Raw genomic sequence first — 24,534 nt, 5'->3', positions numbered from 1 at the left:
AGGGAAGCCCCTAGGTCTATGAAGATCCAGGGACTTCCCTTTTTATGTAAAAATATGCCGCATTTTCCGATTCGCCATCGCGCGAAATAAAGCGCTTGCAAGAAAAATCCCGGATGTGTTATAACGTTAATAGAAGCAAATCTAAAGGTTTAGATAATCGGGGTGCGGGGTGAAACATTGGCCGACATTGGGATCAAAGAAATCGCCGCAAAGGCTAATGTCTCCATCGCTACCGTATCGTACGTCCTCAACGGTACTCGGAACGTGAGACCCAAAACCCGCGAACGGGTTCTCCGGGTTATCGAGGAAATGAATTACAAGCCCAATAACGCCGCTCAGAGCCTTAAGCGCAAGCGGACCAACACGATCGGAGTAATCGCCGAAGACGTTACCGTATTTAACGTTCCGGAAATCATAGACGGAATCAATGACTGCGCGGATAAACTCGACATGCATATTTTGTTGACCAATCTCCGGTTAGACAAAAGAATAAGCCGTAACTTCGATCAGGTGGATTCTTATCGCAGCTTTGCCGCGAACGCCGTTTCGGAGCTCCTAAGCAAACAGGTCGATGGCATTATCTATATCGGTATCCACCCCCGCGATCTTACCGGATTGTTCGATACATACGGTAAGCCGATCGTATACGCTTATTGTTATACGCAAAACGATGTCTCCCTCCAATACAACGACGAACAAGCCTCCTACGACGCGATGGCTCATTTGGTCAAACAAGGCCATAAGAGAATCGCCGTCATTACGGGAATGATGGATTCGATTCCCTCCCGCCTCAGATTCAACGGATTTTACAAAGCGATAATGGAGTACAATCTTCCCTTCGACCCCCAATTGATGAAAATGGGTAACTGGGAAGCGGAGTCCGGCTATCGGCTCACGATGGAATTGCTGGAGCTGAACGAACCTCCCACGGCGATACTGGCAATGAACGACGTGATGGCCGTAGGCGTTCTGCGCGCGGCCGCGGAAGTCGGCGTCCTCATTCCGAGAGAGCTCTCCGTCATCGGATTCGACAACCGCGAGTTCAGCGAATATTTGATTCCCCGCATTTCGACGATGGATTTGCCTTTGCACGAGATCGGATATCAAGCGATGGAATCCTTGGCGCTATTGATCAAAGGCGAACCCATCCCGAACAACCCTTTACCCAATTGCAAGCTGATCGAAAGAGATTCCGTAGCCCCTCCTCTACGTTTGTGATTTATTTTTAGTTATAAATCTAAACGTTTAGATAAATGTGCATACCATCCGTCGCACTCTATTCGCACCAGTCCTCCACTCCCTTTTCCCAGCGAATGCATTACTAATTGCCTCATTGCCCGAAGGTTTTTTTACATTGAAGGAGGTGATCGCCTTCCGATAATCCGCACCCGTCCTAGAGAAAAGAACGGACAGCCAGATGGAGGAAATCCGCTGATAACAAGGAGAATAGAAGGAGGAATGATTAATGCTAACGCAGGCGGCACCTAATACTAAACGTATTCTTATGCTCGCAACATCGTTCGTTTTAACCGCTATATTCCTGATTGCGTTACCGAAGCTCGCTTCCGCTTATACGATCTCCAACACGAATTTCAACGTCCAGACCGGGTCGAACGGCGAGATTACCTCGCTGCAGCTCGTAGGGGACTCCTTCCCGACCAACTATGTCATGAACGCCACGAACGCTCCCAACCAGAATACAGCCGACCATCAATGGCTCGGCGAGCTCATGTTCAAGTACAGATTGGGCACCGGCGCCTGGACGAACGGATGGACCAGCAAATCCGCGGACGGAAGAACGCAAAGCCAGAGCGGAAATACGGTCACGGTCACTTACCAGAATTCGGCTAATACCGACGGCATCAAAAATTTCAAGGTCGTTGAAACGTATTCGCTCGTGAACGACTATCTCCTTTGGTCGATCAACGTTACGAATACGAGCACCCAAACGCTCGAGATCGGCGACTTCGGGCTTCCCTTGCCCTTCAACGAGTTCTGGTCGGGCGGCGGCAACGAACAAATCTATGAAACCCGCGTCGTATCTCATTCGTTCGTCGGAAATAACAGCTCCTATATGACCGCACAGCGTCCGAGCGGCATCGGTTCCTCTTTGCTGATGATACCCGATTCGACGACGGGAGCCGGGTTCGAATACATGGACAACTGGCGCGTCGAAGAGCATCCCGGAAGCAAGTGGTCCGCGGATCAAGGAGGCTGGCCAGAAGGCCTTACCGTTTACTACATCCACTCCAACGTCATCAAAAGTACCAACCGGGGATACCTCCCGAACACGAGCCTTACGCTTGCGCCGAATGCAAGCAAGACTTATTCGTTCAAATTTTTCAAGACGGCTAACGACCAAGCGTTAAAAGACAAACTGTACGCCGAAGGACTGATCGACGTCAGCGTCGTGCCGGGCATGATCGTCCCGACGAATCAAACGGCGAAGTTCGATCTCCATACTTCCAAAGCGATTACTTCCGTTACCGCGCAATATCCGTCCGAGACGACGATCGCTTCGCTCGGAACCGTTGGAACCGATCACAAAGTATATTCGTTGCAGATGAACCATTTGGGGCCTAATAACATCACGGTCAATTACGGCAGCGGGGAGAAGACGGTATTGCAATTTTACGCGATCGAACCGATCGACGCCGCGCTGCAAAGACATTCTACGTTTATGGTGAACAACCAGCAATGGAACCTTCCCGGTAATATCAAAGACAAGGTGTTCGACGATTGGATGATGCAAACCAAAGCCAAACGGAACAATTTCGCGGGGTATTGGGGCTGGGGCGACGATTGGGGTTATACGCATGCCCAGTTCCTAGCCGAGAAAAACGTTCAGACTCCCGTGGCGTCCGAAGTTACGGCCGTAGATCAATATTTGGAGACGGCGATCTGGACGAACTTGATGGCGGGCCATCACTCCGATTACCTCATCTACGATTTTCTAATGGCCTCTCCGAACACGACCCCGACTTACCGGGGATACGCTTATCCGCATATATACAACACGTACTTCAGCATGTACAAAATCGCCAAGCTCTACCCGGACTTGATCACCTACGCCAATCCGAAAAACACTTATCTTCTAAGGGCGTATAACATCTTTAAGGCGCTGTACGACGGGCCGGTCTCCTATAACTGGAATACGGGCTTAATGGGAGAAATGACGACGCCGGACATCATTAAAGCGCTGCAGGACGAGGGCTTGACGACGCAAGCGAACGACATGATCGCGAAGATGGCGACCAAATACAACAATTTCAAAAACACGACTTATCCGTACGGCTCGGAATACAACTACGACAATACGGGCGAAGAGGCCGTGTACACGCTCGCCAAAATGAATAACAACAGTACGATCCAAAGCAAGATCAACACGAAAACGCGCGCGACGCGCGGTCAAATGCCGCTTTGGTACTTCTATGCCGATCCGGTTACGATTACCGGCGAGCCGTGGTGGAACTTCCAATACACGGTATCGTTGGCCGGCTATGCGATGGATGATTGGACACGCAATAACTCCACGAATGCAGCGGTAGATCAACGACTGTCCTATGCGGCTAAAATCGCTAACATCAGCGCGATCAATTCGGGGCAGATCAGTTCGGACCCTGCCAACATCGGAGCCGTATCCTGGACGTATCAATCGAGCAAAGGGAATAACGGAGCGCTCGGCTTGGATGGAGGCCCGCTGTTCAACGGCTGGAGGGGAATGTCCGGGGAAGCGGATCTCGGTCTGTTCGGAGCGATCAAAATTCTTAGCTCCGACGTCGCGGTCGATCCGATTTTCGGGCTCTATTGCTATGGCTGCGACGTCACGTCAAGCGGAGGAAATTATTCCGTTACGCCGAAGGACGGCGTCTTCCAAAAGCTCAATCTCATCACGGAGAAATTCGGCATGGAGCTTGAGCGCGATAAATATACGGCCGCTACAGTTGCCATCGCCAAGAACTACGTCAATTTCACGTTAAAGAACTCAACGACGGGCTCCGCGCATACGACGAAAGTCACTTTCTCCGGTCTAGCAACAGGCTCTTATAACATCTTGGTGAACAACGTTGCCGCCGGCAGCGTGAACGTGACCGCCGGGAATAAAGCGACCATTAACTTGAGCATCGGTACTGCCGCAACTTACGATGTGAAGCTGCAGCAAGGTACGCCTCCGGCGAATACGGCTCCGGTCGTTAGCGCAGGAACGAATGCGACGTTCACCTTGCCTGCCAATGTCGTACTGGCTGGAACGGCGACCGACGACGGCTTGCCTAACGGAACGCTGACGACGACTTGGAGCCTGCAAAGCGGCCCTGGCACGGCTACCTTCGCGAATGCTAGCGCGTTGAATACAACCGCTACCGTGTCTACGGCGGGAACGTACGTATTCAAGCTAACCGCGAGCGACGGAAGCCTGTCTTCGTCCTCCACGGTTACCCATACGGTGAATGCCGCATTGCCGGTGCCCGAGGTTATCGCGAACTATTTATTCAACGAATCAACGGGTACGACGGCCGCCGATTCTTCGGGTAACGGGAAAAACGCGACCTTAACCGGCGGAACGTCATGGGTAGCCGGTCATGCGGGCAACGCCCTTGGCTTAAACGGCACGAACGCCTATGCTAGCTTGCCTTCAGGCATTGTAAGCAATGTGAACGACTTTACGATTTCGACCTGGGTGAAGTTGACCGCATTAAGCGATTGGGCTCGCATTTTCGACTTCGGCACCGGAACGAGCAATTATATGTTCCTTGCGCCGAGAGCCGGCGGTTCGGGTCTGAGATTCGCTATTACGACTAGCGGAAACGGCTCTGAGCAGCAGTTAAACGCTCCGGTGTTAACGACGGGCTCTTGGACGCATGTCGCCGTCACTTTGACGGGATCGACAGGGCGACTATACGTTAACGGGGCGCTCGTTGCCACGAATACGAGCATGACGCTCAAGCCATCCAGCCTGGGGAACACTACGCTGAACTATATCGGAAAATCCCAATTCGGGGATCCTTATCTGAACGGTGCGATCGACGATTTCACAATTTACAGCAGGGCGCTTAGCGCCACGGAGATCACGTCGTTGTATAACGGAAGCACCACCGCTTCCAACATCGCGCCACTCGGTACGGCGAGTACATCGTTCGTCTCCACTTGGGAAAGCTTGGCGGGTCTAAACGACGGTTACACGCCGACGAGTTCCAACGATCGTGGCCACTCCGTCTACGGCAATTGGAACAATCCGAATACGACGCAATGGATTCAATACGACTTCAGTCAGAATTACACGATTTCGAGCATGGACGTTTACTGGTTCGCCGACAATGCCGGCATTGATCTTCCCGCCTCCTGTTCGATCCAGTACTGGAACGGCACGGCTTGGGTCAATGTCGCAAGTCCATCGGGACTTGGATTGCTAGCCAACCAATACAACACGACGACGTTTACTCCCGTATCAACGAACAAAATCCGCTTAAATATTACGGCTAAAGCTACCACTTCCACGGGAGTCGAGTCGTGGAAGGTCAATGGGTACTAATAACGGCCGGTAATATCCGCTAAGCAGCAAAGTAACTATCTGGGCCGCTTCCTAGCAGATGATGCTAGGAAGCGGTTCTTTAACGCGAAGATAAGATTCCATCTATCTGGGAGGCACTCTCGCGCATCGCGTCGGCCACGGGTTTCTCGCCCACCAATATCCGAGTGACCATGCGGGAGAACACGTCGTCCACTTCGTCCCACTGGGGAATCGGCGGTCGAGGTTCGGCACGTCGGAGCTGATCAAGATAGATTCGGTATACCGGCTGCAGCTTGGCGCGATCGAAGTCCTTGATGGACGGGATCAATCCCGTCTCGGCCATCATTTCCTGCACGGGCTCGGACACCAAGAATTTCATGAACGTCCACGCTTCATAAGGGTGCCGGGAGCCTCGGAACAGCACAAGGTTCTCCCCGCCGATAATAGACGTTCCTTCTCTCGCATCCGACGGGAATAAGCCGGTCACCGTGTCGTTCAGCTTTGGCCCGTTTTCCGTATTTTCGTTGGAGGTAAAAAACCAATGGGCTTCGTCTATCATTAGGATTTTGCGATTAAACAGGCCATCCCATCCGCCCGGCTCGCCGCCGACGACGGTCGGGCTGATCAGTCCCTCGTCGAACCATGACTTCAGCCTTTTCATCGCCTCCACGCTTGCCGGACTATCCAGATAACCGCTCGCTTTGTCCAGCGAGGGACTAAGCAACTCTCCTCCGAGCGTTCGGAAATACGGCAACATCCCCCAAGTGCTCGAACAACAGACGCTGATGCCGAACAATCCGGCATCCTTCGCTTTTAACTTTCGGGAAGCGGCGATAAGCTCCTCGAACGTGCTTGGAGGCTCCGTCAAGCCCACTTCGCGAAGCAGCGTCTTGTTATAAATCGGCACCATCGTCGTCGCGTCCAACGGAATTCCGAAATAATGCCCGGCATATCGGTTTGTCTGAATGAGCGAGCCCGTAAACCGATTCTCGTACTCGGAGAAGTCGCTCATCTCCGTCAGATCGGTTAAAGCGCCGCTGCGTGCGAACTGAGGCACCCAGATGATGTCCATCCGCATAATGTCCGGCTGCTTGTCGTCCGCGATTGCCGCGACGATGTTGTCGTTCAATTGGGACGTATAATTCTGCCGCACGGCATGCACGACGATGTTCGGATGCTCGCGTTCGAACATCGGCAGGACACGCGTTTCGAACACTTTCGTTTCCACGTCGCTGTACGTATGCCAGAATTGCAATTCGACTTTTTCACCCGCCGCATCGTTGCTTCCCTGAACGGCGGGATCCTCTACAAGCGAGTAGGAAGAACAGCCCGTAGATAGGACCACCGTAAACAGCAAAATCAGCGGTAAAATCTTCTTCATGTCTCTCCCTCCTCGCCGTGTTGCGAACGGCTTCTGTATTCCGCTGGCGTGCAACCGGATTCTCTTTTGAACATTTTGAGAAAATGCTTCGAGTTGTTGAATCCGCTGTGGATGCCGATATCGAACACCTTGAGCATCGTCGTTTCCAGCAAATGCTTGGCGTAGCGGATACGAAGCCGTATAACGTAGTCGATAAAATTAAAACCCGTGCGCCGTTTGAACTGCTCGCTGAAATAATTGCGGCTCATGTGAACGCTATCGGCCACTTCCCGGAGCGAAAGCTCCGATCGGTAATGCTCCTGAATATAAACGAGAGCGGTTTGAATCGCATGCGCGCCGCCCGTATCTTCGGAGACTGCCGTTAGCGGTAATGAATCTACGTTCCTTCTTCCGTCGCGCAAACCGGCGATGACGATCGCGATGACTTCTTCCAACGCGCCTGCTTTCCTTAGACGTTCATTCTCTTCCATAAGCAATTCAAGCTTCTCTTCGGCTTTTAGATAAAACTGACCCGAGGCGATTCTTAGTAGCGCATCCCCGGCCTGTTTGAGGATTTCTCCCGGCGCGACCGCCCGTGACCGCCACAGCTCGAACAATTGCCGAAGCGCCCGTTCGCAGGCCGCATCGTCGGAACCGGCGAGCTTGCGGGAGAAACGATCGAGGAGCTCGTTGGCTTCCTCCTGCTTTGAAGAGAGTTGCGGAGCGGCGCCGGCTTCTCCGTTCTGACGGCGAATTTCCCCGTCATAGCACTTGCCTTTGCCTCCGAAGAACGCATGCTCGAACGCGCTTTCCGCCCAAGCGTACGCTTCCGGTAACCGGTCAAGACGATAGAACGGCGGACTAATTCCGATAGTGAACCGGATACGGTCGGCATCCTCGCGAAGCGCAATATGCGCATCCCGCACAAGACTGGCAGCCATTGCGGCAGCTCCTCCTCCCGTCCGGTCTGGCAACAACAGCGCCAGCTCGCTCTCCTTCGTCGCGCATACGACGCTATCCGGCAGAAGCGCGCCTAGTTTCTCTATTGCTGTATCTATTCCTTGCCCTTCGTCGGCTCTCCATATGGACAGCACGTAAGGGCCGGGGAAATCTCCCGCGTAACGGACAAGGTCGGCCGCTTGCCCGTTCAACGCCCGGTTCATCTCCGTCGCGAAGCCTTGTCGTTTGCGCTGCTTCTCTCCCATGGAATATAGCGATGAGTTTTTTTCCAGAGAAAGCTCATCTTCGAGCCTTCGCCTGCAATCGATCAACAGGCGGGTCACATCCTCGGGCTCCATCGTCGGTTTCAGCAAATAATCCACGACGACTCCGAGCTGCACCGCTTGACGCGCGTAATCGAAATCGCTGTAGCTGCTGATCAGAATCGCTTTGATATGGGGACGACTCAGCTTGGCTAAGCGTATCAGCTCAAGTCCGTCCATCATGGGCATCTTGATGTCGGTGATCAGGATATCGACTTCCCGCTCGCTCACCATGCCTAGCGCGGCCTCTCCGTTACCTGCTTCGCCAACGAGTTCGACGCCCGCTCCCTCCCAATCGACCGTGGAGGCGAGTCCATAACGGATAATCGGCTCGTCGTCCACGATAAGCGCTTTATAGATCATTATCCGCCACTCCTCTAGGCACCAAAGTCAGTTCTACGGTCGTGCCGTCCCCGGGCTGGCTTCGAATAATGACGCCGCTGCCTAACCCGTAATAAAGTTGAAGCGTTTCATGAACATGCCTCAACCCGATGCCGAACATGCCCGACTTCGGCGTGTTCCCGCCATCCCTCAACAGCGTTTTTAAGCGTTCGGTCTCCATTCCTACCCCGTCGTCCGCGACCGTGATGACGATGGCAGCCGCCGGAAACTGCTCCGCCTTGCCGACCCTTAGCCATACCGTCCCTCGTTCGTTCTTCGGAGCGAGTCCGTGAAAGATCGCGTTCTCGACGATCGGCTGAAGCAGCATCCCGGGAATCTCGAAGCTCAGCAACGTCTCGTCCGCCTCTACGGCAAGCTTCAGTTCCGCGCCATATCGAAATTGCTGGATGACCATGTATTTGTCCAGCATCTCCAGCTCTTGGCGGATCGTCGTGAACATGCCTTCTCTTCCCATGCTGGATTCCATTAGCTCTACGAGGGCGGCGATTCCCTTGTACGCTCCGTCTGCGCTTCCCAGCTTGATCATCCAACGAACGGTTGAGAGCGTATTATACAGAAAATGAGGGTTAATCTGATGCCGTAGCGCCCGGATTTCAGCCTCCCGTTTCTTGGTCCCCGCTTCGTCCACTTCATGGATTAGCGTCTCGATTTGCCCGGCCATCTGATTGAAACGCAGGCTCAACTTACCGATTTCATCCCGTGATCGAATACGGGAACGCGCTTTGAAATCGTTGTTCTCGATTGCTTCCATCTGGCGGGTCAATTCCTTGAGCGGCTGCGTGATCCTCAGCGAGAACAACAATCCGACCAGCAGCGCGACAAGCAGGAACAACGCCGTGTAACGGGTAATTTTGCGTTGCAGCGATTCGATATCCCCTATAATTTCCTTCACGGGCACTTGCCCGACGAGTTTCCAGCCGTTCGCCATCCGGACGGAAACGACGTAATCTTCCTCTTCTCCCTGATTCGTTTGAAATTCCAGCACGTCTTCGCTTTGGGTAATGATTTTCCGAGCTATCAATGCTTCCCGAATCGGCTGGCCCCAACGGTTGGGGTCGGAATCGATCAGCACTTGACCCGTTCGGTCCACGACGGACCAGCGACCTGTTCGCCCGAGCTTGATCCTTTGCGCGGCGTCGAGCAGCAGTTGCCCGTCCAAGTTGACGAGAATGACGCCTTCCGTCCGCTTCGTCTTCAAATCGCGAAACGCATCCACCAACGTAAGCACGAGTTCGGTGTTGTCCCCCCCGCCGCTGAAGGGATCGTAACCGAGCGGAAGCCACGTCTCGTTGACTTGGTCCGCGACGACCCTGCTGTACCATTCATGGTTCGAAAGCGTGTATCTTTTCACTTTCGACGCATTGAACAAGCCGCTGCCCCAGCTCTCCCCCTCCTCGCGTAAGATGTATATGCTGCGGACGAAGGAGCTGGAGTAAATCGTATTGTTGAGCGTTTGGCCGATGGAATCCTTGACTTCGAACTTGTCGTCCACGGACAAATTGCCCTGCCGCTCCCGATTAAGGGCATCCTGCAGCCGATTGTTGCGAAAAATTTGCTGACCCATGTCGGTGCCGATCGTCAGCATGAGCGACAAATAATCGGCCGTTTGCTTAGCCCCTTGTTTCGTGGAAGCCCTTACATGATCGCCGATAATGGAGACGGCAGAGCCGTAATAGGTCGTGCTGATGAACGTGGCCGACAGGAAGATGAGGAGAATGATCATGGCGGTCAGCTTCGTGGAAACTTTCTCGAACAGCAACCTTTTGAGCCATTTAATCATAGGCGTACCAGCCGATTTCGCGAGAATTTGTATGATCAGTATAGCACAGGGCCCGATCGTCGGGTGATGTGAATCCGCTTGAATCTTTTATCCTTCATCCTTCATGGACGGGAAATGCTTTCGAATCGAAAGCTTCGGATGGCTTTCCGGAGCGAAGCCGGATGTAGACGACGGTCCAATAATCGAGACGATTCAGCGTAAAACTGACGAAGAGGCCATGGTCATCTTGGCGCACCCAATCGTAAGCAAGCGGCCGTGATACAATGGAATCGCCATCGGGCGTAGCGGCAAAGATGCCTTCGATTTGCTCGATGACCTCCACCGTCATGGTTATGCCTTCGACCGGTTCGGGACCGCTCGCCTTAGGCGCGTGCCAAGTATCATTATCGAGTCCGGTCAAGTTTACGAGGTGGATGACGTAAACGTCTTCCTTCTCTTTCGCTAACGTCCATACGACACCCGTCTTTGCTTCCGTCGAGAATACGACATCGCCTTCGGCTGTGCCGAACCGCAGCTCGTTGTTGATCCCTCCGGTGAAAGCATCGGTCCAATCGTCAAGCGATGGATCGAACAGCAACTCGCGGTACATTACGATGAAATCATAATAACGGGAAATCCTTTCGCGGAAAGCCGCCGAGGATTGACCGTATTTCGGATAATAGGGATCGGCCAGCACGCCGCCGTTCTCTCCGAGCAGCAAATGGTAGGCGCCCGAAGCGAATATCGTCGCCATCGTTACGATTGCCCCGATCTCCGCTTGTTCCGGGATTGCGGGGCGATCCGGGTGAAAGGCGGGCAAATACGCGGCGAGAATGATCGGCTTACGCGACAAAGCCCTTGTGCGCCGGATAAGCGAGTACAAATCCCGAAGCCGCGAGACGGGATCCCACACCTCGATATAAATCGCGTCCTGCGCGGCTTCCGCCGTCGTATGGACGGGATACGTTCCGACGTTATTGAAAATAAGCCCGGCCTCCGGAAGCTTCTCCCGGGCGCGTCCGATCAGCGCCGGATACAGCTCGGATAGCCGCACGGCTTCCGAATCGCCGTCGGCCGTCTTGCGAATCGCTCGCTTGGGAAAGCCGTACTGGTCAAGGTGTAGCCCGTCGAACCCCCAATCGATCGCCATCCGGAACTCGTCCGTCACATGCTCCGTCCACGCCGAACCTGGCGAGATGTCCATAATGTAGAAATAATCGCCGAGGCTGAAGGGGGTGCCGTCATTCCGGTACAACAGCTGCTCCGGATGCTCCCGCGCATAGTCCGGCAAGCTTGCGTACACGGCGGCGTACGCGAACGAGGCGATTCCCCTCTCCCGCAGCGCCGTTATTTTACGTTGCACGGCAGCAAGAGAGACGGTTCGCCCGAGCGGATCGGTAAACGGTTCCTCATCCGATAGCAGCTTATCGTGCCGGTACATCCAATCGTAAAATTGTACGACGTTCAGATGCCGCCCGAGCAAAAAATCGGCAGCGCCATCGTCGTGACCCCCGGGAGAAAAGTCGCTTAAGAAGCCGTAACGGGGGGCTTCGCTCCAATGACGGGCGACGTCGAACGCCGTCTCTCCATATACTTCGGAACTTTCGCCTCCTTCGATCTCCGCGATCGCGAAAACCCCGAACGCGCTACAATCGGCGAATCCCGGAAGCTTTATGTCGCCCGAAAGTATTCCTTGCCGGCTGAGAAGCAGTTCGCCTTCGCCGTCGAATACGATTTGATCCAACTCGCAAACGCGCCAGCAGAATCGCAAGGCTAACGTCGAACTCGCAGGTTCGCGCAATTCTACTCGAATTCGAACCTCCTCCCCCGGCTTGTACTGGGCTTTGTCTGGCAGCAAATAGAGCCGCGGCATAGTTAACAAGAAAATACCTCCTTAGTTTTTCAAGCTGCCATCCGAGAGATTGGCCTTCACGAACTGCTTCTGGAAAACGAGAAAAACGATAATCGTCGGAATAAGCGCGATGATCGAAGCCGCGAAGAACAGCCCGTAGAACGAAACATATTGTCCGCGGAACAGTTGCAGCGCGATGGGCAACGTTCGATGGGCTTCCGATTTCATGACGGTAAGCGCGACGACGAATTCGTCCCATGTTCCCTGGAACGAGAAAATCGCCAGCGTACCGAGCGCGGGCAGCGACAACGGAATGTAGATGGAACGAAAAATGGTGAAGCGTCCGCCTCCGTCGATGACGATCGATTCCTCCAGCTCGCGAGGGATCCGCTCAAAAAAACCGCGCAAAAAAAACGTGCTGCCGACAAGCCCGGAGCCCACGTACAACAGAATGAGCCCGGAATAGCTGTCGACCAGGCGCAAGCTTTTGAGAATGGTGAACTGCGGAATGATATTTATGATGGCCGGCACGAACAGCGTGAAGACGAACAGCCGAAACAGCTTTTCCTTGCCCGGAAATTCGAATCTGGCGAACGCATAAGCCATGCAGGATGACAATGTCAACGAGAATAGCAACGTGAATCCCGTGACGACGATACTATTGCGAAAGTAGAGCTGAAAATGGTTTTTCCCCCACGCTTGCGCAAAGTTGCCAAGCGTTTTCGTGTCGGTCATCAGCTTCTGCGGACTGGGAAGGCTGTAGTTATCGGTCGTCAGCGAAGTAAGGACCATATAAGCAAAAGGTCCGATGACGACGATGATTCCGATGACGAGCAGAAGGTGAACGAGCGTTGTTTCGAGTTTTTTCATGGGCGCTTCTCCTCTTAAAATTCGATCCGGTCGCGGCCGATGGAGCGTTGCTGCGTATAAGTCAGGGCAAAAATCAGCACCCCAAGGCAAACGCTGATGGCGGAAGCATATCCGAAATCGAAATATTGGAACGCCTGCTTATAAAGGTACGTGTTCAGCAATTGCGTGCTGTCCATCGGTCCCCCTTGGGTAATCGCGTACACTTGGATAAAAGCTTGAATCGCTCCGTTAACCAGGTTAATAATCACATAAGCGGTGAGCGGACGAACAAGCGGAAGGGTAATATTCAAGAACGCGGCGGCAGGCCGTGCCCCGTCGATCTCGGCGGCTTCGTACAGCGACCTGGGAATCGATTGAAGCGCAGCGAGGTAGAGCACCATAACCCAGCCGGCCCCCTTCCAAATGCTGACGAGCCAGACGACGAGGTTGGCCGTCCCCGTATTCTGCAGCCAGCCGATCGGCTCGCCGATCAAATGGAGGATATCGACGAGCAAGTAGTTGATCATGCCCTCGTGCCCGTCAGCGAACAGAAACCGGAACAAGTACGAAACAACGATCCACGAGCTGATGACGGGCACGTAGTAAATAAGCCTCCAGAACACCTTAAGGCGCACCGTTTTCATCTGAATGAGCAGCGCGAGCACGATGCCGGCGATCCATTGGCCGGGCACGGTGACAATCGCCATGAGCAGAGAATTGCGCAGCGCGGTGCCGATCATCGGATCGGTAAAAACATGCTTAAAATTAGATAAACCGGCCGACTCGCTCGTCTCCGGCTTAATGACGTTGTAATGGAAAAAGCTAATGTACATCCCTTTCGCCATGGGGTAAAGCACGAAAGCGAGCGTCAGCGCGAGACCGACAACGAGGTAAGGCGACACTTGGGCGTATTGCTTTAGCGCTTTGCGCATTGGCGGGGCCTTCCTTTCCGGTCGGCAAGAGGCAGCCGGCCGCATGTCGCGTTCGGCTGGCCGCCTCTCGTTGCTTTCCGTTGTTTTTTACTGTTGAGACCGGTCGTTTATTCGTTCAGAAAGCCGTCGATTTGCGAAGCCGCTTTGTCGAGCGCATCCTTGGATTTCGCTTTGCCGCGAAATACGGATTCAAAGGCGGCTCCGATGGCGTCGTTGATTTTATTGGCATTCGGGCTAGGCGTGCGCGTATAGGCCGTAGCCAGCTGATCTACGTATGCTTGCAAATACCATACGTCTTTGAGCTCGGGGGCTTGAGCCGCATCTTTGTTCGTCGGAATTTGGCCGGTCTGCTTCGCCAGCAGAACTTGAATTTCCGTCGACGTCATGAACTGCGCGAACTTCCAAGCCGCATCCGGCTGTTTCGCGCCGTTGAATAACACCAAATCTTCGCCGCCGATGACCGAGTGGCTCTGGCCGTCGGGGCCAGCCGGCATGACGGCCGGCAACATTTTGCCTTTCGTGTCCGCATCTCCGATCAACGAGAAAAACCAGGGACCGTCGGTAATCATCATGTAGGAAGGCGCTTTGCCTTTGTCGCCGCGCAATCCTTCCCAGGTTCCGGGCTGGCCGCCGAGAATAGGAGGCGCTAGCAGTCCCTCTTTGTACCATCCATAGATCGTATCTAGAGCTTTGACGCTGGCGTCGGAATTCAGGTAGCCGGTTGCTTTCGTATAATCGGGATCCGTGTACTGGCCTCCTAGCGTCCAGAACCAGGCCGAGAAATCCCATACGTTAGTGCCGCCTATCGTAATTCCCGAGAACTTGCCCTGTTTCTTAATATTGCGCGCGAGATCCACGAGTTCGTCGATCGTCTTCGGAGCCTCGGTGGCTCCGGCTTTGGCAAGCAGGTCTTGGTTATAGATGGCGACGCGGGTGTTCGTATCCAGTGGTACTCCGTAATATTTGCCTTTGTACAGATTCGTGTCGACCGTGCCCTTGAACGAGTTGTCGAGTATCGCCTGCGCGTCCGGGAATCCGGAGATTTCTTGCAGCGCGCCCTGCTTTGCCATATTCGATACCCATGTATTGTCCATTCGCATAATATCCGGAGGCGTACCGCCGGCTACTGCCGTCAGCACCTGCTGGTCGAGATTCTCGGTCGGCATGCGTGTGGCGTGGATCTTGATGCTCGGGTATACCGACTCGAATTTCGGTATCACTTGCTCGAGCAGTACCTTTTCTTCTCCTTCGCCGTATGCGTGCCAGAATTCCACGGTTACTTGAGGCTCATCGCTCGGCGACGCCGACGCGGATGCGGATGGACTGTCGCTCGGACTCGCGGATTCGCTGGCCTGTGCCGAGGGCGACGGAGCGCCGCTGGCGCTGGGCGAGGCGTCGTTGTTGTTTTTCGATCCGCAAGCCGACAGGATAAAAGCCGCAAACGCGATCAAGACGATTCCTTTCGTAAGCTTGAACGTAATTCTCACTGTTAGTCCCCCTTGAAAACATGAATGGTTACGCTTTCAATTATGGTGGGAGAACGTTCGTTTCGACATTTCTCTGTTTTCCGATTTGGTGCATTTTATTCGGCATTTCATGAATCGAAAGTTTGAAGATTATTGCGCTTAAACGTCATAGTTTCAAATGGGTGTGCTTTGTTCCGCTTTTGCGGATAAAAAGCGACCTGACGCGTCTATCAAGTTCGATTGGGCTAATAATAAAAAAACGACGACATCAGGTCGTCGTACAAAAAAAAGGAAGCCCGCCAACGGTGGCAGGCTTCAAGAATATGAAAAAAGGGGGTCTTGTTAATTATAATAGCCCACCACTGCGACAGGAATATCACAGAAATATTTCATTTGTGTAACAAATGAAGCCTATCGGGAAATGCGAGAACTCGCTTAAGGCAAATCGATCAATAAAATACGCGCGCCCCCCGCGCTTGCGATCGTTAACTCCGGCACGTCTTCGATTCTGGCCGCGTCGCGTCGTCCCAGCACAACTTCGCCGTTAACGCCGACCTCGCCTTCCAGCACGAACAGGAACGCTTTCCTTCCCGCTAATTGCTTATAAGTTATCGTTTTTCCCGCCGAAGGCTCCGACAAGTACATCGACATATCCTGATGCAAGCTCGCGACTTTGCCTTCTACTCCGTTCGAGGAAACGATCGGTACCCAGCGGTCTTTCAACCCGTTCGTATCGAATTCCGTCGTTTCGTAGGAGGGCTCTACTCCTTTGACGTTAGGCATAAACCACATCTGAAGCAAATCCAATTGTTCGTCCGGAGATATGTTGTATTCCGAATGAAATACGCCGGTGCCCGCTGACATCCGCTGAATGCCGCCCCACGAAGTTACCGCCCGATTGCCTAGGCTATCTTTATGCTCGAGCACTCCGTTAAGCACGAGAGTAACGATTTCCATTTCTCTGTGGGGATGCATTCCGAAACCTTCCGATGCCGCGATGGAGTCGTCGTTAAGCACCCTCATCGGTCCGAATTGCATGTATTTTGGATCATAATAATCGGCGAATGAAAAACTAAAGTTAGACTTCAACCAACCATGGTCGGCGGAGTAACGTTCGTCAGCGCGTTGGATCGAGATCATCGATTAACGCCTCCTCTATTCCGATTTATTGGTCCATGTACAATCCGTTCTTATGAATTCATTTTACTTTTATCACTTACTTTTGTCAAGCTACTTAATAATATAAAGATATTACTTACTTTTCTGAAGTGAGTATGCTAATATAGATATAAAGGGGGGAATCGGTATGGACTATTCCAAAATGTGCCCCAAATACGAGTCTGCAGCTGAGTTATTGGGCAAAAAATGGACAGGGCTCATCATCCGCGTATTGTTAGGCGGTCCGAAACGCTTCAAGGACATTAAGGAACAAATACCCGACATGAGCGACAAAATGCTGACCGACCGCATGAAGGAGCTGGAAGCTTCCGGAATTCTCACGAGAACCGTGTATCCGGAAATGCCGGTACGCATTGAATATGAGTTGTCCGAGAAAGGCCGCAATCTCGAGGAAGTCATTACTTCCATTCAAAATTGGGGCGAAGCGTGGATGTAGCGCCGCAAGTTAAAAGGGTTGAGCAGCGTTAGCTGCTCAACCCTTTTTTGCTTCCGTTTTACAGTTTAAAGCGATTGACTTCAAGTTCGAGATCGCGGATGCGCTTGGAGAGAGACACCATGGCATCGGCCACCATCCTCACGGATCCCATCTGGGATTCCGCGATGTCCGCGACATCCTGCGAACGTTGGGCGCTCGACTCGGAGATCGCTTCCGTCTGGTCAACCAGAGCCGATAACTCCTCCACTTGAGCTCCGATTTCCTGGCTAGCCGAGGAAATTTCCCGCAGCTCGGCCTCCATATCCTTTACTCCCTCGGAGATATTACGGAACGCGTTCCCCGCATCCTTAACGATCGTCGCTCCACTCTGCGTCTCCCGATATCCGTCTTCGATCTTCGCTTTTACCGAAGCGATGACGGATTGAATCGCTTCGACTTCCCGTCTAATCTCGGCAGCCGTCTGGTCCGATTGACTAGCTAGCTTCCTGACCTCTCCCGCCACGACGGCGAATCCCCGACCATGCTCGCCCGCCCTGCTTGCTTCGATGTTCGCGTTCAGCGCGAGCAAGTTCGTCCGGTAGGCGATGCCGGAAATCGCTTCGACCATCTTGCCGATTTGTTCCGATTTCTCGTGAAGCTCGAACGCTTCGCTAACCGAGTTGCCCGCCGAGGCGGCAATCCGCTCCATCTGCTCCACCGCGAGCGTTACAATTTGATTGCCTTCTTCCGCCTGTTGCGTCGCTTGCTCCGAGACGGCCGCAACGGAGGCCGTCCGATCGCTGATTATCATCATGCTCGTCTGTATTTCCCGGGTAACTTCGGCGCCCCTTTTCATGCCTTGAGCCTGTGAATCGGCTCCCGCCGCTACTTCGCGCATGGAATCGGCTATACGGTTCGCTCCCGAAGCGGCGGCATCCGTCTCGCCTGTCAAACGCGTCGCGGCCGACGAACTGTCCGAAGCCGTCGAACGTATGCCCGTTACGAGCTGCTTAAGATGCTCGACCATTTCCATTAACGAACGCGCAATGGATCCGATCTCGTCTCCCCTGCGTCTAACCTTGTCGGGAAGCTGTACGGACAATTGTCCGTCTGCGACTTCGTCCAGGAACCGTTCGAAGCCGACAAGCGGGACGACGATTCTGCGATGAAGCATGACCGCGATCAACAAAATAAGCACAACCGCAAGCCCTCCGGCGATCCCGCTTAACCGGATCATTTCCTTCTGCACGGTCCCGCTCGCTTCGGCGGGTACGGCTACGACCAATTCCGCGACAGATTGTCCCGTGAACCCCGGAAATCCCGAGCTGACTTCGCCGAACCTCTTGCCGTCATGAGTTCCGCTGCGGAAGCTTGCCGCCGCCCCTGCTTGAGGCAATGCGGAGGAATCGTTCGCTCCTCTGGCTAATAGAGATGCCGTGTGCTCGTCGGTGGCCAGCGTCTGACCCGTAGAGGAGCGAATCGCCATTCCGGCATTCAGGATTTTTCCGACGCCTTTCATCGCTTCGTCGTCCAACATACGTCCGAAGATCAGGATCCCGGACGACTCGTTTCCTTGTTCGTCCGTAATTCGGGAAGCGGCCATGATCGCCAAGCCTTCCGGCATTTGAATGATTCCGAACACGTCGGGAGTCTGTTTTATTTTTTCCAAAATCGATATTTCCTTGAGCTGTTTCGTGAAATCCGCTACTTTGCCTTGTTGAGATATGATCTCCCCGTTCTCGTCGACGGTTGCAACGAAACTAAGATGCGGGATAATGTCGAGCGAAACGTTGACGTTTTCTTCGATCCATTTGATGTCCCCGGCTTTATAAGCATCCAAAAACGCTCCCCATTTGGCATTCGTGATCACGGTGCCGGAAAGCTGTTCCCCCAGTTGATCCAACAGACGATTCGCCGAGTCGCTAACTTCAAGGGCATGCGAACGCTCGATCTTCCCCAGATCGTCGCTTAACGTCTTATAGTACACCCATCCAACGCATCCAAGCGGAATCAATAGTACTACGAGCATCATTAACAACACTTGAAATCTTAAATATTTCCAGAACCCGCGGCGAACTTCCATTTCTCCATATTCCTCCCCTAATCCTCCTCTATTTCTTTTGACAAATCTTGCAATTATCCTTCTTGTTTCGACGCGATTCGAGCCTTTTTTGAAAGTTTTATTGTCGGATGACGGAATGTTTACATCTTTGATACAAATCGACATCGTCTGGATACATCCTTCTCTTAATCTATCTTTCAGAAACATTAGAAGGAGAGACTAAGTTGAAGAAAAGCGTTGCGTTATTCGCCATAGTCAGTGCCATCATCGTCGGAGGCCTATGGTCCCAATCGAATGCATTAAGTCCATCTGGAGAAAATAAAACAATCGATCTGCCGAAGGGCACCCTTTCCCCTTCCCCATCGGCGTCCACTCCTGCGGTCGATGAAGAAGATTTGCCTTCGCAATCCGAAGAAAGCAACGCTCCTACGTCGGAACCGCCTGAAGATATAAAGCCGTCCTCTTCGCCGGAGTCCGCAACGTCTGCATTAGCCGCATTGTTGGCGGACGATTTGCCTGCAATGACGATCGACAAGAACGATAAAGGAATCGCGGTTGTAAACAATTCGTTAAGTTTATACGTCTTAGTAAACAAGAAGCGAGAATTATCGTCTTCCTACGTCCCTAACGATCTCGTTGTGCCCGATGTTCCTTTCTCTTTCTCGGGCAGCTCCCCGAAAAAACAAATGCGCAAGGCGGCTGCCAAAGCGTTGGAATCTCTTTTCGCTGCAGCCAAAAAAGACGGAATAGAGCTGAAAGCCGTATCCGGTTATCGCTCATACGCAACTCAGAAATCGATATTCGACAACAATGCCAAGAACAAAGGCGAAGAAGTCGCCAACCGCACAAGCGCGCGTCCCGGACAAAGCGAGCATCAGACAGGCCTTGCCATGGATATATCCAGCGCGAGCGTCGGCTATGCTTTGGAGGAATCGTTCGCGAAAACAAAGGAAGGCAAATGGCTGGCCGCCCACGCGGCGGACCACGGGTTTATTATCCGTTTTCTTAAGGGTAAAGAGTCGATAACCGGCTATTCTTACGAACCCTGGCACGTCCGTTACGTGGGCAAAGACATCGCGAAAGACATTATGAAGAAAAAAGTGACGCTGGAGGAGTACTTGGACTCGGCGGCCGAAACGCTCGCCGGCCGTTCTTAATCCGGTCACTCGAGGACAATCGATGAACAAACGTATTCTCGTCGCCGACGACGAGCCGGGAATCGCGAATCCGATCTCTTACGCTTTCCGCAGGGAAGGCTATGAGGTCGACACCGTATACGACGGCCAAGCCGCTCTCGATTCCGCGCTAAGCTTCCGTCCCCACGTTATTGTGCTTGACGTCATGATGCCGAAGCTGACCGGTTATGAAGTATGCCGCAAATTGGAGAACCGCTCCGACATGGGCATTATTCTCCTTACCGTCAAGAACGACATCGTGGACAAAATCGTCGGACTCGAAATGGGTGCCGACGATTACATGACCAAACCGTTCGATATGCGCGAACTGATCGCCAGGGTAAAAGCGCTTCTGCGACGTCTGGAGAAGAAGGATCCGGAGATGGACACTCTGAAGGTCGGGCCTCTGATCGTCCAGTTGAAGCTTCGCACGGTAACGGCGGACAACGAACCCGTCGAGCTCACTCCGAAGGAATTCGACCTGCTCGCGCTACTGCTCGCCCACCCGTCCCGGGTATATACCCGGGACGAGCTTCTCGACGCTGTCTGGGGACTGGAATACGCGGCCGGAACCAGAACCGTCGACATTCATATGCAGCGCCTGCGCAAGAAGCTAGGGCAATCCGGGCAGCGATATCTTCAAACCGTTTTCGGCGTAGGTTACAAGTCGATCGGAGACGATCAATGAGCGCGGTCAGCATCAAAGTTAAATTCAGTCTTTTCCTCGCCGCGTTATTGTCGCTCACCGTGCTCGTCCTAAGCGTTTACGTGCTCAGGGGAATTAAAGACCAACAACGGCAGCATCGGGAGAAGGAACTGCTTCAGCAGACAAGAATCGCCAACCTAAGCGTCAAGCAAGCCTACTTAACCTCGCCTCCGACCGAAGCCCAATTGTTCTTAAGAAACCGGGGTCAACAATTTGCCATGGATTTGGCGGTGTATTCGGGACTTCATGTCGTCCTTTACGATATGACGGGCGCTAAAGCGGGCGACTCTGTACCGTTGAGCGGTCCCTACGATGTAGAACAAGCTTTGTCTTATGCGCTTCAGGGGAAAATCGCCTACCAGCAAGACGGGCAATCTTTGCTTTACTTAACGCCGTTGCAAGGTCCGGACAGTCAGATGGGCGTCATTCAATTCCGGTACTCCCTTGAGAGCGATATGCGATTCTACGATACGATCGCCCGCTTGTTCCTGTTAACGGGAGGGATCGTGCTTACCGCAAGCTTCATTCTCGGTTACCTCTACTTCCGACGCGCAACCTCGGCGATCGTAAAGCTGAACCAATCCGCCGAACAAATCCGCACGGGACAGTTTCTGCTGGCCGCCCCGCTCAAGCGCAAGGACGAACTGGGTCAGCTTAGTCGGAGCATTTTCTACATGAGCACGGAAATCCGCAATAATATCGGCGCGATGAAAGAAGAAGAAACGAAGCTGCGCCAAGCGGTCGACAAGCTGCAGAAGCTTGAACAACAGCAAAAGCAATTCATCGGAAACATCAGTCACGAGTTCAAGACGCCTCTTACTTCGATCAAAGCGTACGCGGAGCTAATGGATCTATATAGCGAAGATGCGAACCTGCGCGCGGATGCCGTCCATCGTATTCTGGAAGAGACTGGTCGGCTTAACGAGATGGTCGAGAGAGTATTGAGGCTCGCGGCATTGGAAAAATACGATTTCGAATACAGGCCGGAATTAGTCGATCTCCAGTCGTTGCTTCGGGATTTGACCGACAGGATGACCGGCAAAGCGGAACGGTTCGGCGTGACGATCAACGCCTCTCTGGCAAGCGCGGACATTTGGGCGGATCGCGAGAGCTTCATTCATATTTTCGTGAATCTGCTCGACAACGCGATTAAATACAACGTACCGGGCGGAAGGGTAGACGTGAACTGCCGGCATGATCCGACGGGCACGCAAGCGATCGTCGAAATCGCCGATACCGGCATCGGAATTCCCGATGAAGCCCGCATAAACATTTTCGAACCTTTTTTCACCGTGAACAAGGATCGTTCCAGGGTAAGCGGCGGAACCGGGCTCGGGCTGGCGCTCGTACAACGGCTCGTCGAGAAACACCGGGGAACGATCGAACTGCTGACGACCGGAACGGGCACGACTTTCCGCCTGACATTCCCCGTGAAACCTACTCTCCCCAGGAAGGAGGAACCCCTTTGAATTTCTCGTCTTTAACCCGCGCGATTGTAGCCTCTGCATTTCTCCTCATTGTCCTCGGCTGCGGGCAACAGGATTCCAATGACCGCGAGCAGGTTCAGTCGTCCTCCGGAAACTTGATTACCGTAATGGACAATCCGGAGCCGGCATCCTACGGGAAATCGACTGTCGATTCGCTCGTTCGGCTAGACGATGTCAGAGGAATGGATTGGCTTGGAGAAGACGAAATCCTGATCGACCGAGAGAATCGAGACTTCAAACCAGAGTTTGCCGAAGGTGCGGAATGGTATCCTCATAACATGTACGTATACTCCTTGACGACCAAGACGCAAGCCCCCCTTCATGCCGCCGACGAGAACCAGGGTTATGCCCAAGTCAGTCCGGACCGGACGAAAGTGTTCTACAAAACCTTTTCATTGCAGAGCAATACAGGAAAGGGTTATATATTCGACTTCGCCACCGGCAAACCGGTCAGCTTCACGGGGCCGGATGCCATGGACGTCCAGAACGGGCGATGGGCGGATAACGACTCTGTCGTATATTCGACCATCGAGGGAGAAATACTGAGAGCCCGTTACGGAAATGCGGTACCGGAATCGCTACTCGGCAAGTCGTTCCCGTTCGCGACCAATATCGCTCTCCTGAACGGTCGGCTCTATTTCTCTTCGTTGCGGGGACAAATGATGACGATGGCGCTGAACGGCAAGCCGGAGGACTTCACGACAAACGTCGTATGGATGGTACCTTCCCCCGACGAGCAGCGACTGGCTATCGTGCGCAAACTCAAGAGCGGGGCCATGGAGCTCGACACAACGGATCTGCAGGGCAATATCTTGCAAGCGATCGCGCAAGACGCGCAAATCTACGGTTCGGCTTGGTCGCCGGATGGAAACAAACTCGCTTACGCCGCTATTACGACTAACGGAACCGTTCGTGGGATATACGTAGCCGATACGACAACCGGGCTGTCTTCGGCGTTATCCCTAGACGTCAAGTTCATCGCCGACACCCTGCATTGGAGCCCTACGGGCAATCGTCTCATGGTTTCCTCTACCCAGCCCGACGAACAGCAGAGCCGCAACAAGTTCGTAACGTATTTGGCGCGGGTGACGGAATAACGTTGCAATGTTGGCGTTTGTAAGCTAGACTAGCCTCAAAGACGAAGCACGTCCTTTTCCGACTCACATTGGGAAAGGGCGTTTTTTTATTCCAAGGAGGGATAAGACATGGAGTTTGAAGCCGTGTATGCCTCATTCATGCAGTCCCACGTTCAACGTCGTTCAGGGGAACGCCGAGGCCGATTACTTTCGCGAGATTTTCATGGGGAAAAGCTTTTTCTTCGGAAGGTTTGGATGCCATTGATGGGAAACCTTGACGGATTGCATCCGGAGTATGAAATCTCGGATTGGCGAGGGCGACCTTATTACGCCGATTATGCTTGGCAATCGCCTTGGGGAATTACCGTCCTCTTCGAGATTAAGGGCTTCGGCAAGCACGTTCGGGACATGGATCGCAATGGGTATTGCAATGAGTTAAATCGAGAAGTATTCCTGCAGGCCATGGGTTATCGAGTCGTGTGCCTGGCCTATGACGACGTTGCCGATCGCCCGGAAGTTTGCCTGACGCTGCTGCGACTGTACTTCAGCCAATTCCATACAGCGAACGCGCCGATGTCAACAAACTTATTAGGGGAAAAAGAGGTATTGAAGTTCGCACTTCGGCAAGCGATCGCGATTAGGCCCATCGACGTTACGCGCCACCTACAAGTCGATTACCGTACGGCAAAGCGTTTGCTCGACCAACTCGTAGTCAAGGGCTGGCTTAAACCCATCCGAGCCGGAGCCGGAGTCGGCGAGCGAATCGTCAGGTACGAGGCCGTCAAAGATGCGATCAAGTATTTGTGCTAGTACTTAAGCTAGTCCAACCTTGTTTATCATCGTTGGTGTTTGGAAGCGAAGAAAATCCAGCTAGAAGATCGGAATGGATACATGCTTCTAGTACGACGCGTTACGAATGGAGTGGAAATACTCCAACTATTTGGGTGCGAGTTTCAAGATTCCAACCATTTAGTTGTAATAACTACGTTTAATTGTGGACATAAGTCAAGAAGTCGACCATCTGATTGAAATTAATTGGATTT

General features: G+C 53.1%; 17 protein-coding genes. 8 read left to right on the top strand and 9 right to left on the bottom strand.

From position 1 onward, the window contains the following. Positions 1–177: 177 nt before the first annotated feature. Both D7Z26_RS05985 and D7Z26_RS05980 read left to right on the top strand, forming a co-directional pair. Complete coding sequence (locus D7Z26_RS05985) at positions 178–1,218, top strand: LacI family DNA-binding transcriptional regulator (protein WP_120975155.1); 1,041 nt, start codon at positions 178–180, stop codon at positions 1,216–1,218. A gap of 247 nt (positions 1,219–1,465) precedes the next feature. Next, the gene (locus tag D7Z26_RS05980) at positions 1,466–5,530 is read left to right on the top strand and encodes a DUF5695 domain-containing protein (protein WP_120975154.1); all 4,065 of its coding nucleotides are present in this window, start codon (positions 1,466–1,468) and stop codon (positions 5,528–5,530) included. A 79-nt stretch (positions 5,531–5,609) separates the two neighbouring features. Here D7Z26_RS05980 and D7Z26_RS05975 read toward each other — a convergent pair whose 3' ends face one another. The 8 genes from D7Z26_RS05975 to D7Z26_RS05940 form a co-directional block, all read right to left on the bottom strand. Then, positions 5,610–6,890 (bottom strand): extracellular solute-binding protein, encoded by a 1,281-nt coding sequence (locus tag D7Z26_RS05975; RefSeq protein ID WP_120975153.1) that lies wholly within the window; start codon positions 6,888–6,890, stop codon positions 5,610–5,612. Next, positions 6,887–8,494, bottom strand: coding sequence for a response regulator (locus D7Z26_RS05970; protein ID WP_120975152.1), 1,608 nt, complete (start codon positions 8,492–8,494; stop codon positions 6,887–6,889). The genes D7Z26_RS05975 and D7Z26_RS05970 overlap by 4 nt, the downstream gene beginning before the upstream one ends. Beyond that, a complete protein-coding gene (locus D7Z26_RS05965; RefSeq protein WP_120975151.1) occupies positions 8,484–10,313 on the bottom strand; it encodes a sensor histidine kinase in 1,830 nt (609 codons plus the stop codon). The genes D7Z26_RS05970 and D7Z26_RS05965 overlap by 11 nt, the downstream gene beginning before the upstream one ends. Before the next feature lie 94 nt (positions 10,314–10,407). After that, complete coding sequence (locus D7Z26_RS05960; protein ID WP_120975150.1) at positions 10,408–12,165, bottom strand: glycoside hydrolase family 66 protein; 1,758 nt, start codon at positions 12,163–12,165, stop codon at positions 10,408–10,410. A gap of 21 nt (positions 12,166–12,186) precedes the next feature. Continuing rightward, the gene (locus D7Z26_RS05955; RefSeq protein WP_120975149.1) at positions 12,187–13,014 is read right to left on the bottom strand and encodes a carbohydrate ABC transporter permease; all 828 of its coding nucleotides are present in this window, start codon (positions 13,012–13,014) and stop codon (positions 12,187–12,189) included. A gap of 14 nt (positions 13,015–13,028) precedes the next feature. After that, positions 13,029–13,925, bottom strand: a complete 897-nt coding sequence (locus D7Z26_RS05950) for a carbohydrate ABC transporter permease (protein ID WP_120975148.1) — start codon at positions 13,923–13,925, stop codon at positions 13,029–13,031. Between the two features lie 107 nt (positions 13,926–14,032). Continuing rightward, the gene (locus D7Z26_RS05945; protein ID WP_233566666.1) at positions 14,033–15,412 is read right to left on the bottom strand and encodes an extracellular solute-binding protein; all 1,380 of its coding nucleotides are present in this window, start codon (positions 15,410–15,412) and stop codon (positions 14,033–14,035) included. A gap of 414 nt (positions 15,413–15,826) precedes the next feature. Then, positions 15,827–16,531: a pirin family protein gene (locus D7Z26_RS05940; protein ID WP_120975147.1), complete on the bottom strand. Its 705-nt coding sequence runs from the start codon at positions 16,529–16,531 to the stop codon at positions 15,827–15,829. A gap of 166 nt (positions 16,532–16,697) precedes the next feature. Between D7Z26_RS05940 and D7Z26_RS05935 the strand changes: the two genes are divergently transcribed. Then, a complete protein-coding gene (locus tag D7Z26_RS05935; protein ID WP_120975146.1) occupies positions 16,698–17,006 on the top strand; it encodes a winged helix-turn-helix transcriptional regulator in 309 nt (102 codons plus the stop codon). A 58-nt stretch (positions 17,007–17,064) separates the two neighbouring features. Here the strand turns inward: D7Z26_RS05935 and D7Z26_RS05930 are convergent, their stop codons facing one another. Further along, entirely contained in the window at positions 17,065–19,068 is a 2,004-nt protein-coding gene (locus D7Z26_RS05930; RefSeq protein ID WP_158602210.1) for a methyl-accepting chemotaxis protein, read from the bottom strand. Between the two features lie 203 nt (positions 19,069–19,271). Here D7Z26_RS05930 and D7Z26_RS05925 point away from each other — a divergent pair, with 203 nt between their 5' ends. The 5 genes from D7Z26_RS05925 (at position 19,272) to D7Z26_RS05905 (ending at position 24,301) form a co-directional block, all read left to right on the top strand. Continuing rightward, positions 19,272–20,204 carry a M15 family metallopeptidase gene (locus D7Z26_RS05925; RefSeq protein ID WP_233566664.1) on the top strand — a complete coding sequence of 311 codons (933 nt, stop codon included), beginning with the start codon at positions 19,272–19,274 and terminating at the stop codon, positions 20,202–20,204. 22 nt (positions 20,205–20,226) lie between these two features. After that, on the top strand, positions 20,227–20,910 hold the full coding sequence (locus D7Z26_RS05920) for a response regulator transcription factor (RefSeq protein ID WP_120975144.1): 684 nt from the start codon (positions 20,227–20,229) through the stop codon (positions 20,908–20,910). Further along, positions 20,907–22,397, top strand: coding sequence for a sensor histidine kinase (locus D7Z26_RS05915; RefSeq protein WP_120975143.1), 1,491 nt, complete (start codon positions 20,907–20,909; stop codon positions 22,395–22,397). The genes D7Z26_RS05920 and D7Z26_RS05915 overlap by 4 nt, the downstream gene beginning before the upstream one ends. Beyond that, the gene (locus D7Z26_RS05910) at positions 22,394–23,512 is read left to right on the top strand and encodes a TolB family protein (RefSeq protein WP_120975142.1); all 1,119 of its coding nucleotides are present in this window, start codon (positions 22,394–22,396) and stop codon (positions 23,510–23,512) included. Before D7Z26_RS05915 ends, D7Z26_RS05910 begins: the two co-directional genes overlap by 4 nt. 108 nt (positions 23,513–23,620) lie before the next feature. Beyond that, positions 23,621–24,301, top strand: a complete 681-nt coding sequence (locus tag D7Z26_RS05905; protein ID WP_120975141.1) for a helix-turn-helix domain-containing protein — start codon at positions 23,621–23,623, stop codon at positions 24,299–24,301. Positions 24,302–24,534 lie beyond the last annotated feature (233 nt).

It is taken from the genome of Cohnella endophytica, assembly GCF_003628305.1.
GTDB lineage: Bacteria > Bacillota > Bacilli > Paenibacillales > Paenibacillaceae > Cohnella > Cohnella endophytica.
This window is presented reverse-complemented; position numbering and strand designations above follow the sequence as displayed.

Coding starts and splice junctions, on each gene's coding strand:
- D7Z26_RS05930 (WP_158602210.1), bottom strand. CDS start 19,068: ATGGAAGTTCGCCGCGGGTTCTGGAAATATTTAAGATTTCAAGTGTTG.
- D7Z26_RS05980 (WP_120975154.1), top strand. CDS start 1,466: ATGCTAACGCAGGCGGCACCTAATACTAAACGTATTCTTATGCTCGCA.
- D7Z26_RS05915 (WP_120975143.1), top strand. CDS start 20,907: ATGAGCGCGGTCAGCATCAAAGTTAAATTCAGTCTTTTCCTCGCCGCG.
- D7Z26_RS05920 (WP_120975144.1), top strand. CDS start 20,227: ATGAACAAACGTATTCTCGTCGCCGACGACGAGCCGGGAATCGCGAAT.
- D7Z26_RS05950 (WP_120975148.1), bottom strand. CDS start 13,925: ATGCGCAAAGCGCTAAAGCAATACGCCCAAGTGTCGCCTTACCTCGTT.
- D7Z26_RS05965 (WP_120975151.1), bottom strand. CDS start 10,313: ATGATTAAATGGCTCAAAAGGTTGCTGTTCGAGAAAGTTTCCACGAAG.
- D7Z26_RS05975 (WP_120975153.1), bottom strand. CDS start 6,890: ATGAAGAAGATTTTACCGCTGATTTTGCTGTTTACGGTGGTCCTATCT.
- D7Z26_RS05905 (WP_120975141.1), top strand. CDS start 23,621: ATGGAGTTTGAAGCCGTGTATGCCTCATTCATGCAGTCCCACGTTCAA.
- D7Z26_RS05940 (WP_120975147.1), bottom strand. CDS start 16,531: ATGATCTCGATCCAACGCGCTGACGAACGTTACTCCGCCGACCATGGT.
- D7Z26_RS05935 (WP_120975146.1), top strand. CDS start 16,698: ATGGACTATTCCAAAATGTGCCCCAAATACGAGTCTGCAGCTGAGTTA.
- D7Z26_RS05955 (WP_120975149.1), bottom strand. CDS start 13,014: ATGAAAAAACTCGAAACAACGCTCGTTCACCTTCTGCTCGTCATCGGA.
- D7Z26_RS05970 (WP_120975152.1), bottom strand. CDS start 8,494: ATGATCTATAAAGCGCTTATCGTGGACGACGAGCCGATTATCCGTTAT.
- D7Z26_RS05960 (WP_120975150.1), bottom strand. CDS start 12,165: ATGCCGCGGCTCTATTTGCTGCCAGACAAAGCCCAGTACAAGCCGGGG.